Source organism: Pseudomonas sp. Nvir (assembly GCF_963778085.1).
Classification (GTDB): Bacteria; Pseudomonadota; Gammaproteobacteria; order Pseudomonadales; family Pseudomonadaceae; genus Aquipseudomonas; species Aquipseudomonas juntendi.
In genome coordinates this window covers 915531-932441 of record NZ_OY970405.1, presented here as the reverse complement: position 1 = coordinate 932441, position 16911 = coordinate 915531, and the positions used below count along the sequence as shown (strand labels likewise).

Below are 16911 nucleotides of genomic sequence, written 5' to 3'. Positions count from 1 at the left end.
CATCCATGGACAACATCGTCGTCGCCGATAAGCAAACTGAAGTCGCCACTCAGAGCGCCTGGGGCAATATCAATCTCAAAGGGCCAGGCGTCGTGCAGATGCCCGTGGCTCCCGATCAGTTGGCCACCGTCACCCAGCGCGGGCAGGACTTGGTCCTCACCCTGAAGTCCGGGGAAAAAATCACCATCGGCAATTTCTTCGCAGTGGACCAGGTCGGTGTCGGCAGCGACATTGTCTTCGTTGGCGAGGACGGCACCCTGTGGCACGCCCAGTACAATGCGGCGGCATTCGAGGGCTTCACCTTCGAAGACGTAAACTCCCTGGATGAGCTGGTTGCAGGCCTGGGTACCGCTGGCAGCGCCATGCCTACCTGGGCGATTGCCGGGCTCAGCCTGCTCGGTGCCGGCGGTGCGGCGGCGGCGGCCGGCAGCGGGGGTGGCGGTGGCGGGGGTGGCGCCGACCCGGACACCACCCCACCGGCCACGCCCATCGACCTGTTGGTATCGCCCGATGGCCTGCGCCTGACCGGCCGTGCCGAAGCCGGCTCGACGGTAACCGTACGCGGGGCCGACGGCGCAGTGCTGGGCACTGCCGTAGCCGGCGCCGACGGCCAGTTCAGCATCACCCTGCAACCTGCGCAAACCGGTGGTCAGGCCCTGGAGGTCAGTGCCAGCGACGCCGCCGGCAATGTTTCACCGCCGGCCAGCATCAACGCGCCAGATATCGACACGCCCGACACCACGGCCCCTGACCAGCCGAGTGACCTGGCCCTTGCCAATGGCGTTACCCTCAGCGGTCGCGGCGAGCCGGGTGCCACCGTGCAGGTGCGCGATACTGCCGGTAACCTGATTGGCAGCGGCGTGGTCAACGCCGACGGCACTTTCAGCCTCACGCTTTCCCCCGCACAAGCCAACGGTGAAGCCCTGGACATACGCCAGGTAGATGCCGCCGGCAACAGCTCGACACCCTTGGTGTTCACAGCCCCGGATATCACCGCCCCGGCTGCACCGAGCGCACTGGTGGTCAGCCAGGACGGTACGGTACTCACTGGCCGTGCCGAACCCGGCAGCACCGTACGTATCCTCGCCGCCGACGGCAGCCAGCTGGGCACCGCAGTGGTCGGCGCCACGGGCGTATTCAGCATTAACCTCAGCCCGGCGCAAGTGGATGGCCAAACACTGCAAGCCACGGCCACCGACGCAGCTGGCAACACCTCTACCGCCAGTTCGGTGACCGCGCCGAGCGTCGACGGCGGCGACACCACCCCACCGCAAGCACCCAGCGACCTGGCCATCGGCCTGGCCGGCAGCCAGCTCAGCGGCCGTGGCGAAGCCGGCAGCACCGTGCAGGTGCGTGATGCCGCAGGCACGGTCATCGCGACCGGCACCGTCGGCGCGGATGGCACCTTCGTCATTAGCCTGGACCCAGCCGTCAAGGATGGCAGCACCCTGCAAGTCACCCTCACCGACGCTGCCGGCAACGTGTCGCAGCCAGGCGCAGTGACGTCACCCGACCTGCTGCCACCGGCACAGCCCACCGACCTGACACTGGCGGACGGGGTGACCTTCACCGGCCGCGGCGAACCGGGGGCTACCGTACAGGTGCGCGACGCTGCCGGTAACCTGCTCGGCTCGGCCGTGGTCAACCAGGACGGAACGTTCAGCCTCAGCCTGTCCCCTGCCCAGGCCAACGGTGAGGCGCTTGACGTACGCCTGGTCGACGCCGCCGGCAACAGCTCGACACCCCTGCAATTCAACGCCCCGGACATTACTGCGCCGGATGCCGTCAGCGATATCCAGGTCGGTGCGGGCGGCACCCGCCTCAGTGGCCATGGTGAAGCCGGGGCTTCTGTGGAAGTGCGGGATGCCGACGGCAACCTGCTGGGTCGTGGCGTGGTCACGGCCAACGGCACCTTCCTGATCGACCTCGACCCGGCCGTGCAACCCGGCGACCAGCTGACCCTGCTGCAAGTGGACCCCAGCGGCAATGCTTCGGTGGCCGTCGAGTACGATGTACCGCTCACCACTGCCCCGGCCAGCCCCAGCGGGCTGGCCATCGATGCCGATGGCACTACCCTCACGGGCAGCGCCCCTGCCGGCAGCCGAGTGGAAGTACGCGATGCCAGCGGCACGCTGATTGGCAGCGCCGTAGCCAACGCCGACGGCAGCTTCAGCATCGAGCTCACCCCTGCCCAGGCCAACGGCGAACTGCTAAACGTACTGGCCCTCGATGCCGAGGGCGTGTCCTCCGTGCCCACCCAGATCACCGCGCCCGATATCACGGCACCCGCGGCACCTGCCGAGCTGGCCGTCAGTGCCGACGGCAGCGTGATCACCGGCCGCGCCGAACCCGGCAGCACCGTGCGCATCATGGCTGCCGATGGTACCGAGCTGGGCAGCGCCGTGGTCGGCCCGACCGGGGCGTTCAGCATCGAGCTGGCCCCACCACAAACCGACGGTGAAGTGCTGCAAGCCACCGCCACCGATGCGGCGGGCAACACCTCAGCCACCAGCGCGGTGACCGCGCCGGACCTTGATGGGGTCGATACCACGCCACCAGCAGCGCCGACCGACCTGGCCATAGCGCTGGCCGGAAGCCAGCTGAGCGGGCGTGGCGAACCGGGCGCCAGCGTGCAAGTCCGTGATGCGGCCGGGAATATCCTGGCCACCGGCAGCGTAGGTGCCGACGGCAGCTTCACCATCACCCTGGACCCGCCGGTGAACGACGGCAGTGCCCTGCAAGTGACCCTGACCGATGCTGCCGGCAACCAGTCGCCCCCCGGCTCGGTCACCTCACCCGACCTGCAGCCACCTGCGCCGCCAACCGAATTGGCCCTGCTTGGTGGGGTCACTTTCAATGGCCGCGGCGAGCCCGGCGCCACCGTGCAGGTGCGCGACGCGGCTGGCACCCTTATCGGCAGCGGCGTGGTCGGTGCGGACGGGGCGTTCAGCCTGTCCTTGTCACCTGCCCAGGCCAATGGCGAGGCCCTGGATGTGCGCCTGGTCGATGCTGCTGGTAACAGCTCGACACCGCTGGAATTCACCGCACCCGACACCACGCCACCGGCTGCCGTAAGCAACATCGTGGTCGGCGCCGACGGCCTGGCACTGAGTGGGCGTGGTGAAGCCGGCGCCACCGTTGAAGTGCGAGATGCCGACGGCACCGTGATCGGCAGCGGCGTGGTCAGCGCTAACGGTACCTTCCTGATCGACCTCGAACCGGCCGTGCAGCCCGGCGCGCAACTGAGCCTGGTGCAGACCGACCCGAGTGGCAATGCCTCCGAGGCCTTGGAGTTCGCAGTGCCGACCACGCCTGCGCCCGCCAGCCCCAGCGACCTGGTGGTTGCCGAAGATGGCAGCAGCATCAGCGGCACCGCGCCGGCCGGCACCCGCGTGGAGGTCCATGATGCCAATGGCACGCTGCTTGGCAGTGGGGTTGCAGGCGACGATGGCAGCTTCACCGTCACCCTCGAACCCGCCCAGGCCAATGGCGAACTGCTGGACGTGGTGGCCATTGATGGCAGCGGTGCTTCGTCCCTGCCAGCCCAGATCTCCGCACCGGACATCACCCCACCGGTCACCCCCAGCGAGCTGGTGATCAGCGCCGACGGCAGCGTGCTCACCGGCCGCGCCGAAGCCGGCAGCACCGTACGCGTGCTGGCGGCCGACGGCACCACGGTGCTTGGCACCGCGGTAGTCGGTGCCACCGGCAGCTTCAGCATCACCCTCGACCCCGCCCAGGTAAACGGCGAGGTGCTGCAAGTTACCGCTACCGATAATGCCGGCAACGCTTCTGCGGCCGGCACCGTCACCGCCCCAGACATTGACGGTGGCGACAACACAGCACCACTGGCACCCACAGACCTGGTGATAGGCCTGGCCGGCGGCCAGCTGAGCGGTCGCGGCGAACCCGGCACCCGCGTGGAGGTGCGTGACGCCCAAGGTAATGTGCTGGCCAACGGCACGGTCAACCCGGATGGCAGCTTCGTCCTCACCCTGAGCCCGGCCGTCGACGACGGCAGCGCCCTGCAAGTGACCCTGACCGACGCTGCCGGCAACGTTTCGCAACCTGGCACGGTCACCGCACCGGACCTGCAGGCCCCGGCCCAGCCGACCGACCTGGCCCTGGCCGATGGCGTCACCTTCACTGGCCGTGGCGAACCTGGCGCCACCGTGCAGGTGCGCAATGCGGATGGCACCGTGATCGGTAGCGGCGTGGTCGGTGCGGACGGGGCGTTCAGCCTGTCCTTGTCACCTGCCCAGGCCAATGGCGAAGCCCTGGATGTGCGCCTGGTCGATGCTGCCGGCAACAGCTCGATGCCGCTGGCATTCACCGCACCCGACACCACGCCACCGGCGGCTGTGAGCGACATCGTGGTCGGCGCCGATGGCCTGGCGTTGAGTGGGCGTGGCGAAGCCGGCGCCACCGTTGAAGTGCGCGACGCCGACGGCACCGTGATCGGCAGCGGCGTGGTCGCTGCCAATGGCGTTTTCCTGATCGACCTGAATCCCGGCGCGCAGCCCGGCGCTCAGTTGAGCCTGGTGCAAACCGACCCGAGCGGTAATACCTCCGAAGCGCTGCAGTTCGAGGTGCCGGTCACCCCTGCCCCTGCCAGCCCGAGCGACTTGATAGTCGCCGAAGATGGCAGCAGCATCAGCGGCGCCGCGCCGGCCGGCAGCCGCGTGGAGGTCTACGGCGCCGACGGAACGCTGGTTGGCAGTGTGCAGGTTGGCCAGGACGGCACCTTCACGGTCATTCTCAACCCGGCCCAGGCCAATGGCGAACTGCTGGAGGTGGTGGCCATCGATGGCAGCGGTGCTTCGTCCCTTCCAGCCCAGGTCTCCGCACCGGACATCACCCCACCGGTCACCCCCAGCGAGCTGGTAATCAGCGCCGACGGCAGCGAGGTCACCGGCCGCGCAGAAGTTGGCAGCACCGTACGCGTGCTGGCGGCCGATGGCACCACTGTGCTTGGCACCGCGGTAGTCGGTGCCACCGGCAGCTTCAGCATTACCCTGGACCCCGCCCAGTTGAACGGCGAGGTGCTGCAAGTTACCGCTACCGATGCCGCCGGCAATGCTTCTACGGCCGGCACCGTCACCGCACCAGACATTGACGGTGGCGACAACACGCCACCGGAAGCCGCCACCAACCTGCTTGTCGGCCTGGCCGGTGCCCAGCTCAGCGGCCGCGGTGAAGCCGGTGCCAGCGTGCAAGTGCGCGACGCCCAGGGCAACGTGCTGGCAAATGGCACGGTCAACCCGGATGGCAGCTTCACCCTGGCCCTGGAACCTGCAGTCAAGGACGGCAGCACCTTGCAAGTGGTGCTGACCGACGCCGCCGGCAATGCCTCCGCCCCTGCGTCGGTGGTAACACCGGACCTGCAGGCGCCCGCGCAGCCCACCGGTCTGGCGCTGGTCGACGGCGTCACCCTCAGCGGTAGCGGCGAGCCAGGCGCCAGCGTGCAGGTGCGCAATGCCGCGGGCACCCTGCTGGGCAGCGCTCAGGTCAACGACGACGGCACGTTCAGCGTGACCCTGACCCCAGCACAGGCCAATGGCGAAGTGCTGGACATTCGCCTGGTGGATGCTGCCGGCAACATTTCCTCGCCACTGCAGTACCAGGCGCCAGACACCACTGCCCCGGCGCAGGTCAGCGATATCGTGGTCGGCGCCGATGGCCTGGCCTTGAGCGGGCGTGGCGAAGCCGGCGCTACCGTGCAGGTGCGCGACGCCAACGGCACCCTGATCGGCAGCGGCGTGGTGACCGCGAACGGCACCTTCCTGCTCGACCTCGACCCGCCCGCGTTGCCGGGTGAACGCCTGAGCCTGGTCCAGACCGACCCGAGCGGCAACGCCTCGCTGGCCCTGGACTATGACGTGCCGCTGGTAACCGTACCGCTCAGCCCAAGCGACCTGGTGGTCGCCGAAGACGGTACCAGCGTCAGTGGCTCGGCCCCCGTGGGCAGCCGCGTGGAAGTGCATGATGCCGAGGGTGCGCTGATCGGTAGCGTGGTGGTCGGCGCTGAAGGCACCTTCACCGTGGTCCTCAACCCGGCCCAGGCCAATGGCCAACTGCTGGATGTGGTAGCCATCGACAACAACGGCACTTCTTCGCTGCCGGTACAGGTCAGCGCACCAGACATCACGCCACCGGTGGCGCCTAGCGAACTGGCCATTACCGCCGACGGTACCGCCGTCAGCGGCCGTGCCGAACCTGGCAGCACCGTGCGCGTGCTGGCGGCCGATGGCAGCACCGTACTTGGCACTGTGGTGGTGGGCGCCAGTGGTGCGTTTGAAATCACCCTTAGCCCTGCCCAGGTGGCGGGAGAACAGTTGCAAGTGGTTGCCACCGACGCAGCCGGCAATGCCTCGCAGGCCGGCACCCTTACCGCACCGGTCATCGACAACGGCGGCGACACCACGCCACCAGAGCCGGCCACCAACCTGGCGATCAGCAATGACGGCCGCACCGTGTCCGGCCGCGGCGAAGCCGGCACCACCGTAGAGGTACGCAACGACCAAGGCCAACTGCTGGCCAGCGGCACCGTGCAGCAGGACGGCAGTTTCAACGTTACCCTGCCCACCCCGGTGGTGGATGGCTCGTCACTGCAAGTGACCTTGACCGATGCCGCTGGCAACGTGTCCAGCCCAAGCCCGCTGACCGCACCGGATCAGGTGGCGCCACTGCAACCCACCGACCTGGCGCTGGTCGATGGCGTCAGCCTGACCGGCAATGCCGAGGCCGGTACCCGGGTAGAGGTACGCGACGCTGCTGGCAACGTGATCGGCAGTACCCTCGCCGAAGCGGATGGCAGTTTCAGCCTCACCCTCGACCCGGCGCAGGCCAATGGCGAAACCGTCAGCGTGCGGGTGACCGACGCCGCAGGCAACACCTCGCTGCCGTTGAGCTACGTAACCCCGGACATCACCCCGCCCGGCATTATCAGCAATGTGGTGCTGGGTGCTGGCAGCCTGGTCGTTTCCGGCCGTGGTGAAGCGGGTGCCACGGTTGAAATCCGGGATGGCAATGGCAACGTGATCGGCACCGGGGTGGTCGCAGCGAATGGCACCTTCCTGATCGACCTCGACAGCCCACTGGCCGCAGGCGACGCCATTGCCTTGCAACAGACCGATGCCGCCGGCAACCCTTCGGTTGCCCTGACGGTCACCGTACCGGCCATTGCCGTGCCGGACAGCCCGACGGGGCTGGTGGTAGCTGCCGATGGCAGCGCCATCAGTGGTACGGCCCCGGCTGGCAGCCTGGTGGAAGTGCGGGATGCCCAAGGCGGTGTGCTGGGTAGCGTGCAAGTCGGCAACGACGGCAGCTTCAACATCCCCCTCAGCCCTGCCCAGGCGAACGGCGAGCTGCTGGATGTGGTAGCCATCGACGCGGATGGCAACAGCTCACTGCCGACCCAGATCAGCGCACCGGACATCACCCCGCCCAACGAGGCCAGCGAGTTGCAACTGAGCAACGATGGCAGCGTATTGACCGGCCGTGGCGAACCCGGCACCCGCGTGCAGGTGGTGGACGCCCAGGGCAACGTACTGGGTAATGCCCAGGTGGGCGCCGATGGCGTGATCAGCGTGGTCCTGAACCCGGCGCAAACCGATGGCCAGGAGCTGGACGTGGTGCTGCGTGACGCCGCAGGCAACAGTTCGACCGCTACTGTCATCGCACCTGACCTGGATGGCCCGCTGCAACCGTCGGCGCTGGCCATCGACAGCGCCGGCATCCACCTCACCGGCCAGGGCCAGAGCGGCTCGCTGGTCACCGTGCGCGATGCCGACGGCAATGTACTGGGGACCGCCACCGTGGGCGGGGACGGGCGCTTCGACGTCACCCTCAACGCACCGCAGCGCAATGGCGAAAGCCTGACCGTGGAAGCCACCGACAGCCAAGGCAACAGTGCCGGGCCAGTGGACTTCACCGCACCAGACAGTACCCCGCCGCAAGCAGTGACCAACCCGGCCATCGATGGCGACGGCGTCATGGTCACCGGCAACGGTGAACCGGGTGCGACCGTGACCGTACGCGGGCCGGACGGCAGCGTACTGGGCAGCATCGTGGTAGGCGCCGGTGGTGCGTTCGAAATCAGCCTCGATACCCCGCAAACCAACGGTCAGGCCCTGACCGTCGAGCAGCGCGACGCCAGTGGCAACCTGTCGACCGCGGTCGATCTGTCGGCACCGGATACCCAGGCCCCCGACACACCCACCGGCCTGGTACTGGCGGGTGACGGTGGCAGCCTGAGCGGTAGCGGCGAGCCGGGGGCGCAGGTAACCGTGACCGGCGCCGGCGGCGCCGTGCTGGGCACTGCCACCGTACAAACGGACGGCAGCTTCCAGGTGACCATCGACCCACCGCAGCTCAATGGCCAGACCTTGGCCGTCACCCAGGCGGACGCGACCGGCAATACCTCCACCGCCGGCAGCGTCACCGCGCCGGATCTGGAAGCCCCGGTAGCCGCTGAAGGCCTGGGTATCAATGGCACGGGCACGGCACTCACCGGCCAGGCCGAACCAGGCAGTACCGTGCAGGTGCGCAACGGCGCTGGCGACCTGCTGGGCTCCGCGCAGGTGGAAGAGGACGGCAGCTTCAGCGTGCCCCTGGCCCCCGCCCAGACCAACGGCGAAACCGTGTCGGTGGTAGTGGTCGATGCTGGCGGCAACACGTCGCCATCCGTGGCGTTCACTGCCGACGACAGCACCGCACCGCAAGCACCGGGTGGCTTGACCATAAGCGCGGGCGGCGACACCGTTCAGGGTACGGGCGAAGCAGGCAGCACCGTCGAGGTACGCAACGCCGCCGGCGTCCTGCTGGGCAGCGTGGTGGTGCCGGTTGGCGGCAGCTTCACTGTCGCGGTCAGCCCGGCCCAGCTCGATGGCCAGGCGCTGCAGGTGACCTTGACCGATGTGGCGGGCAATGTCTCCGACAGCACCCCGATCACTGCACCCGACCTCACCCCGCCGGCCTTGCCCACCGGGGTGGTGGTCAGCGAAGACGGCAGCACGGTCAGCGGCAATGCACCGGGCGCTGATACCGTGACGGTGCGTGACGGCGCAGGCGTGGAAACCACGGTTGAAGTGAACCCCGACGGCAGCTTCAACGTGCCACTGCCAACCCCGCAGAACAACGGCGAAAGCGTGACCGTGATCGTCACCGACCCGGCGGGCAACAGCTCGGCACCGGTTACCGTTACCGCACCCGACACCACCGACCCGGAAGCTGCCAGCGGCGTGACTGTGAGCCCCGACGGCAGCAGCGTCGGCGGCACTGCAGAGCCGGGCAGCACCGTGGTCATCCGCAACCCGGACAACAGTGACCGTGGCACCACCACCGCAGGGCCGGATGGTACCTTCGTGGTGCCGGTCGACCCGCCGCTGGCCGCTGGCGAAGAGGTCAGCGTGGTGGTCATCGACCCGGCCGGCAATGAATCCGACGGTGTGACCCTGACTGGCCCGACCGGCAGCGAAGTGGCCACCCCGGCGGACCTGGCCATCAGCGCCGACGGCTTCGTGCTGACGGGCACCGGCACGGTGGGCGCGTTGATCACCGTGACATCCGCCGGCACCACGCTGGGCACGGCGACGGTGGGCAGCGATGGTGTCTTCCGGGTGTTCTTCAGCAACGCCCAGCTCAACGCACAGACCTTGCAGGTCAGCGCGCGGATCGGCGCCGACGGCCAGCCCTCGGTACCGGCCACCGTGGTCGCCAACGACACCACTGCACCAGAAGCCCCGAGCGCCACCATCGACCGCACCGGCAGCACGCTGACCGGCCAAGGCGAAGTGGGTGCCAACGTGCGGGTCACCGACGCCCAGGGGAATGTGCTGGGTAGCGGCGTGGTCGGCAGCAATGGCCTGTACAGCATCACTCTGTCGCCGGCGGCGGCCAACGGCCAGAACCTGATCGTCACCCAGGCCGATGCTGCGGGTAACGTGTCGCTGGCCGCCAGCCTGCAGGCACCCGACCTGCAGGCCCCAGCCGCCGCCAGCAACCTCAGCCTGAACGCTGCCGCCACCGTGGTCAGCGGCCAGGGCGAAGCCGGTGCCAGTGTCACTGTGCGCGATGCCAGTGGCGCCATCTTAGCTACCGGCACCGTCAACCAAAGCGGCCAGTTCCAGATCACCCTGCCCAGCGCGCAAGTCAGCGGCAGCCCGCTGCAGGTCACCCTCAGTGATGCCGCAGGCAACGTATCTGGCCCCGCCAGCCTGGCTACCCCGGATCGCACGCCACCTGCCGCCATTGCCGACCCGCTGCTCAGTGCCGACGGCAGGCAGCTTTCCGGTAGCGGTGAAGTGGGCGCTACGGTACAGGTCAGCAATGCCGCCGGGACCGTGCTGGGTAGCGCCACGGTGGGCGCCGATGGCCGCTTCACCGTGACGTTCGACACGCCGCAAAACAGCGGCCAGGCCATTGGTGTGACGCAAGTGGACGCCGCCGGCAATACCTCGCCAGCGGTGAACGTGGCCACGCCAGACCTGACCCCGCCTGCACCGCTGACCAATGTGGTGCTGAACAACAACGGCCTGACCCTCAGTGGCCTGGGCGAAGCCGGCGCCAGCGTGACCGTGCGCGGGCCTGACGGCACCATCATCGGCACCGGCCTGGTCGCGGCCAACGGCAGCTTCAGCCTGACCTTGACCACTGCCCAGCTCAACGCCCAGCAACTGAGCGTGACCCAGACCGATGCCGGCAACAACACCTCCAGCGCCGTGGCGGTGACCGCACCGGACTTCACCCCGCCAGCAGCACCCACGGCACTGGCCCTGTCGGCGACCGGGCTGCAACTGACCGGTAACGCCGAAGCCGGCAGCACCGTGACCGTGCGCGATGCCGGCGGCAGTGTGCTGGGCAGCGCGGTGGCCAGCAGCAATGGCACTTTCCAGGTCACGTTGAACAGTGCCCAGACCAACGGCCAGACCCTGCAGGTAACCGCCACCGATGCGGCGGGCAATGTATCGCCAGCGGCGCCGTACACGGCCGCCGATACCACGCCGCCCGCGGCGGTCAGTAACCTGGCGGTGTCTGCCGACGGCGCGACCCTTACCGGCCAGGGCGAAGCTGGTGCGACGGTCACCGTACGCGCCCCGGACGCGACCATACTGGGTACCGCAACCGTGGCCGCCGATGGCAGCTTCAGCGTGGCCTTGTCACCTGCGGCGCTCACCGGTGAACGCCTGGCCGTGGTGCAAACCGATGCCGCGCAAAACGCCTCGCCTGAGCAAAACGTGACTGCGCCAGGCATTCTGGCCCCCGCCGCGCCAGACAACCTGGTGCTGGCTGCAGACGGTCTATCGGTCACCGGCACCGCTACAGCGGGCAGCACGGTCACTGTTTACGGCCCCAACGGCGCGGTGTTAGGCAGCAGCCCGGTCGCCAACGACGGCACCTTCACCGTCAACCTGGGCAGTGCCCAGGCCAATGGCGAAGTGCTGCATGTGAGCGCAATGGCCAGCGATGGCAGCCTGTCGCTGCCGGCCACCTTGCAGGCGCCGGACACTACGGCGCCACAACCGCTCAGCAACCTGGTGCTGTCCAGCGACGGCCTGGTCCTGACCGGGCGCGGCGAACCAGGCGCCACCGTTACCGTGGTCGGTGAAGGCGGTATCGACCTGGGCACGGCAGTGGTCGATGCCAATGGCAACTTCAGCGCCACCCTGGGCAGCGTGCAGCTCAACGGCGAACAGCTCAGCGCCAGCCAGGCCGATGCGGCCGGCAACGAGTCCAACAGCGTGAGCATCACTGCCCCCGATCGCGTGGCACCGGATGCCGCCGCAGACCTGGCATTCGCCGGGGGCGGCAGCCTGCTCAACGGTAGCGGCGAGGCCGGCGCCAGCGTGTGGGTAATGGCTGCCGATGGCAGCGTGCTGGGCACGGCCGTAGTGCGCGCCGACGGCAGCTTCCAGGTCGTGCTCGCCTCGCCGCAAGCCAACGGTCAGCCGCTACAGGTGCTTCTGACCGATGCGGCCGGCAACCAGTCGGCCGCCAGCACCATCACCGCGCCAGACACTACACCACCTGCGGCGCCGAGCGACCTGGCGGTTTCCGGCGATGGTGTCACCCTGACCGGCCGCGGCGAAGTCGGCGCCGAGGTCACCGTGACCGACCCGAGCGGCGCGCCGATCGGCAGCGCCATCGTCGATGCCAGCGGGCACTTCACCATTACCCTGGACCCGGCACTGGGCAATGCCGAGCTGCTCAGCTTCACCCAGGCCGACGCCGCCGGTAACGTGTCGGCAGCAGCGACCCTGCAGACCCCGGACTTCACCCCACCTGCCCCGCTCACCCAGGTGGCGATCAACGCCGACGGCAGTGTGGTCACTGGCCTGGGTGAGGCCGGCGCCACCGTGATCGTGAGCAACGCCGCCGGTAGCGTACTGGGAACCGCTACGGTGCTGGCCGACGGCAGCTTCAGCGTCGTGTTGTCGCCTGCACAAATCGACAACCAGGTGCTGTCGGTACTGCAGGCCGATCCGCCCGGCAACGTCAGCGCGCCCGTCAGCGTGCAGGCGCCGGACTTCACGCCCCCCGCGGCTGCAACCGAGTTGCGGCTCAATGCGGCAGGCGATGTGCTGACCGGGGTTGGCGAAGCGGGTACCACGGTGCGCGTCTATGTGGGTACAACGCAAATCGGCACCACCACGGTCGCTGCCGACGGCACCTTCAGCGTCGGCCTGGACACCGCCCAGCTCAATGGCCAGCAGGTGCAGGTAACCCTCACCGACGCCAGTGACAACGTGTCGCCGATCAGTACCGTCACGGCAGTCGACGTAACGCCGCCGGCCATCGTCATTGCCAGCATCAACGACAGCGGTACCCAATTGATCGGCACCGCCGAGGCCGGTACCCGGGTCACGGTGATAAACAACAACGGTGACCTGCTGGGCCAGGTGACGGTCGACCTGGATGGCACCTTCGTCCTCGATTTGAGCCAGCCTCAAATCAACGGCGAAACGCTGACCATCATTGCCCAGGACGCCACCGGCAACCCGTCGGCCCCCCTGGAGCTGAGCGCCCCCGACCTGACCGCACCGGTGCAGCCAAGCGACTTGCTGCTCAACCCGGCCGGCACATCAATGACCGGCACTGCCGAGGCCGGCACGCTGATCACCGTGCGTGGCCCGGACAACACCCTCGTGGGCCAGGTGGAGGTCGGTGCCGACGGGCGCTTCACCGTGCCCATCAGCCCGGCGCAGAACAATGGCCAGTTGCTCAGCGTGGTGTCTACCGATGACGCCGGCAACGTCTCGGTTGCTGCGCCCTACCAGGCCAACGACACCTCGCCACCTGACCTGGTGACCAACCTGGCAATCAACAACACCTTCAACGTGCTCACCGGCAAGGGCGAGGCCAATGCCACGGTCACCGTCAGCCTGGGCGGCAGCGTGCTAGGCACTGGGACGGTAGACGCCGCTGGCAACTTCCAGATCACCCTGACGCCGGCAGCAGGCTCGCTGGCAACGCTGGCCATCACGCAGTCCGACGGCATCAATACGTCGGCGGTGGCGACCTATGTCACACCGCTGGTGGCTCCGCCAGTACCGCCGACCAACGTGACGCTGGGCAGCGACGGCCTGACCTTGTCAGGTAACGCGCCCAGCGGCGTCGGCATCCGTGTGTACGATGCCGCAGGCAACCTGATCGGTACCGGTGGCGCGACATTGAACGGTACCTTTACGCTGACGCTCAACTCGGCGCAGCTCAACGGCGAGTACCTGCAGGTCACCGCCGTGGCCCTGGTGGGCGGCGAGTCGCAACCCACCTTCTTGCAGGCAGCCGATACCACCGCACCATCCGACCCGCTGGTGACCAGCCTGTCGACCAACGGCCTGGTGCTGAGCGGTACCGGCGAGGCCGGTGCCACGGTGACCGTGCGCGATGCCGGTGGCAACGTGCTCGGCAGCGCCGTGGTCAATGGCGGTGGCGTGTACGCCGTCAACCTCAACGCCGCGCAGCTCAATGGCCAGGTTTTGGCGGTGAGCCAGGCCGACGTTGCGGGCAATACGTCCGGCAGCACCCGCTACACCGCTGCCGACCTGCAACCGCCTGCGCTACCGACCAATGTCACCATCAACGGCGCAGGTACCGTGGTGACCGGTAATGGTGAAGCTGGCGCCACCGTCACCGTGCAAGGCGCCAACGGATCGGTGGGCAGTGGCGTGGTGCAAGCCGACGGCACCTTCAGCATCACCCTGACCACGCCACAGAACGACGGGCAATTGCTGGTGGTGCGCCAGGCGGACGCTGCGGGCAACCTGTCCAGCAGCGTCAACCTCAACGCCCCGGACACCACCCCGCCGGCGGCGCCGCTGGCCACCATCAATACCAACGGCACAATGGTCAGCGGCTCTGGCCAGGTTGGCAGCACGGTTACCGTGCGCAACAGTGCCGGGACCGTGCTGGGGACGGCAACCGTGGGCAGCACCGGCCTGTTCGTGGTCAGCCTGAATGCCGCGCAGATCGACAACCAGGCACTCAGCGTCACGCTCACCGACAGTGCCGGCAATGAGTCTACCGGTACCGCACTGACCGCCCCGGACCTGACCCCGCCGGCTGCGGCCGCCAACCTGGCGATCAGTGCCGACGGCAGCACCCTGACCGGTACCGGTGAAGTGGGCGCCACGGTGACCGTGCGCAGCGCCAGCGGCACCGTGCTGCAAACCGCCACCGTGCAAGCCGATGGCAGCTTTACCGTGACCCTGAGCCCCCCTCAGGACAACGGGCAGGTGCTTGCGGTGACACTGAGCGACCCACGCGGCAACGTGTCGGGCAACGCCAGCATCACTGCGCCGGATGTGGATGCCAACGCCCCGGTCATCGCCAGCGATAACCTCGCCACGGCGACGGTCGACCTGGCCGCGGTCACCGCCAGCAGGACCTACACCGACAGCTTCACCACCCTGTTGGCGGGGTTCACCAAGACCTACACCTGGACGGTAGCCGCCGGCACCACGGCCGACCCCACGCTGACCCTGACCACCAGCAGTGCACTGGCCCTGCTGGACAACACCACCTTCACCCTGCAGGTGAAGAATGCCAGCGGAACCTGGGTCACGCTGGCCACCGGTAACAGCCAGGGCTTGCTGGACCTGATCCTGTTGCCGTTGGGCCAAGGCCTGCGAGTCGACATCGGGGTGCTGCAGGCGGGCGATTACCGCCTGACGGTGGGCAGCGGCGGCATTGGCCTGATCACCAATGTCAGCACCTCGCTGGATATCACCTCCACCAGCCTGACCGAGTTCACCGGTACTGGCACAGCCACCTCTGGCAACGTCATCACCGACGTGGGCACCGATGGCGTGGTGGATGCGCGGGGCCCGGACAGCGCCGCGGTGCTGCAGGTGCTCAAAGGGGGCAGCTACGTCTCGGCCGGCAGTGCCACCACGGTGCAAGGCCTGTACGGCACGCTGGTGATCCGCGGCGACGGCAGCTACACCTACACGCCAAACGGCAGCCCCGCCAGCGTCGGCAATGTGGATGTGTTCAGCTACCAGCTGGTGCACCCCAACGGCCTGTCCGACAGCGCCAATTTGTATGTGCGCATCGATAGCCCACAAGCCACGGAAGTCTGGAGCGACAGTAACTACGCGGCGCCAGCCACGGTACTTGACGCAGTCAACGACGTAGGCTTCAGCAACCTCACCCTGGCCAACCGGGTAGACACCAGCAGCAGTACGCTGGGCTCGTTGACCCTCCCGCTGATCGGCAGCCGCCAGGCCACTTACACCACTACAGTGGCTGCCGATACCACGGCTAACCTGCAAGTGGTACTCAATTCCGCCAACCTGCTGAGCCTGCTCAACGGCACCACCCTGGAACTGCTCAAGCTCAACCCGGCCACGGGCCAGTACGTGCTGGTGCAATCGGTAGGCGGTGGCTCGTTGATCAGCCTGTTGGGCGGGGGCGCAGGGTATACCTTCCAGAACCAGGGCGCCGGCACCTACCACGTACGGGTGACCGCCGGCGGCATTGGCCTGGCCAGCTCGATCACCACCAGTGTCAATGCCACCACCACGCACCTGAACGAGTTCGTGGTCAGTGGCGCCACGGCGGCCACCGGCAACCTGCTGGCGGACGATACCCTGGGTTCGGCACTGACCGTGCTGAGCGTACTGACCGCAGCCAACACCTACACCATACCCGGCTACAACGGGGTGAGCGTGGCGGGCACCTATGGCACCTTGCTGGTGCAGGCCGATGGCAGCTACACCTACACCCTCAACTCGGGGGTCAGCGCCGCAGCGGTCGGCCAGCACGATACCTTCACCTACGAGCTGACCCACCCTAACGGCAGTACCGACACGGCAACATTGACCATCAACCTGGACAATGCCGCTGGCCTGGTCAGCACCACGTCGCTGCTGGCCGACAGCGGTGAAGAGGCAGTCGCCCTGGCCAGTGTCGCCGCTGTCAGCGATGTGGTTGCTGGCAGCGACGGCAACGACCACCTGGTGGGCAGCCAGGGCGGGCACATCACGCTTGAAGGTGGTGCCGGTGACGACACCCTGGTGATCGTCGACCAGAACTTCGCCAGCGTCGACGGTGGCACGGGTACCGACACCCTGCAATGGGGTGGCGGCGATGTCAGCATCGACCTGGGCAACCTGGTCGGCCGCGTGCATGGCATCGAGGCCATCGACCTCAACGACACCAGCGCGGTGGCCCTGACACTCAACCTGGCCGACGTGGTGGCCATCACTGAAACCGGCACCGACACGTTGATCATCAAGGGCGACAACCATGACTCGGTGCACATGACTGACAACTGGAACCTGGTCGGCAACCAGACCGCCAACGGGATCGACTATAACCAATACACGGCCCAGGAGGACCCGAGCCACCACCTGTGGGTACAGAACGGCATTCACGTCGTCTGAGGCCGCGGCAAACCCGCCGGGCAAA

1 protein-coding gene is annotated in these 16911 nt (G+C 67.9%); it reads left to right on the top strand.

Annotated elements, in window-relative coordinates; genetic code table 11:
* Nucleotides 1-5: 5 nt before the first annotated feature.
* The gene (locus AACG97_RS04565) at nt 6-16886 is read left to right on the top strand and encodes a BapA/Bap/LapF family large adhesin (protein ID WP_338463404.1); all 16881 of its coding nucleotides are present in this window, start codon (nt 6-8) and stop codon (nt 16884-16886) included.
* Nucleotides 16887-16911 lie beyond the last annotated feature (25 nt).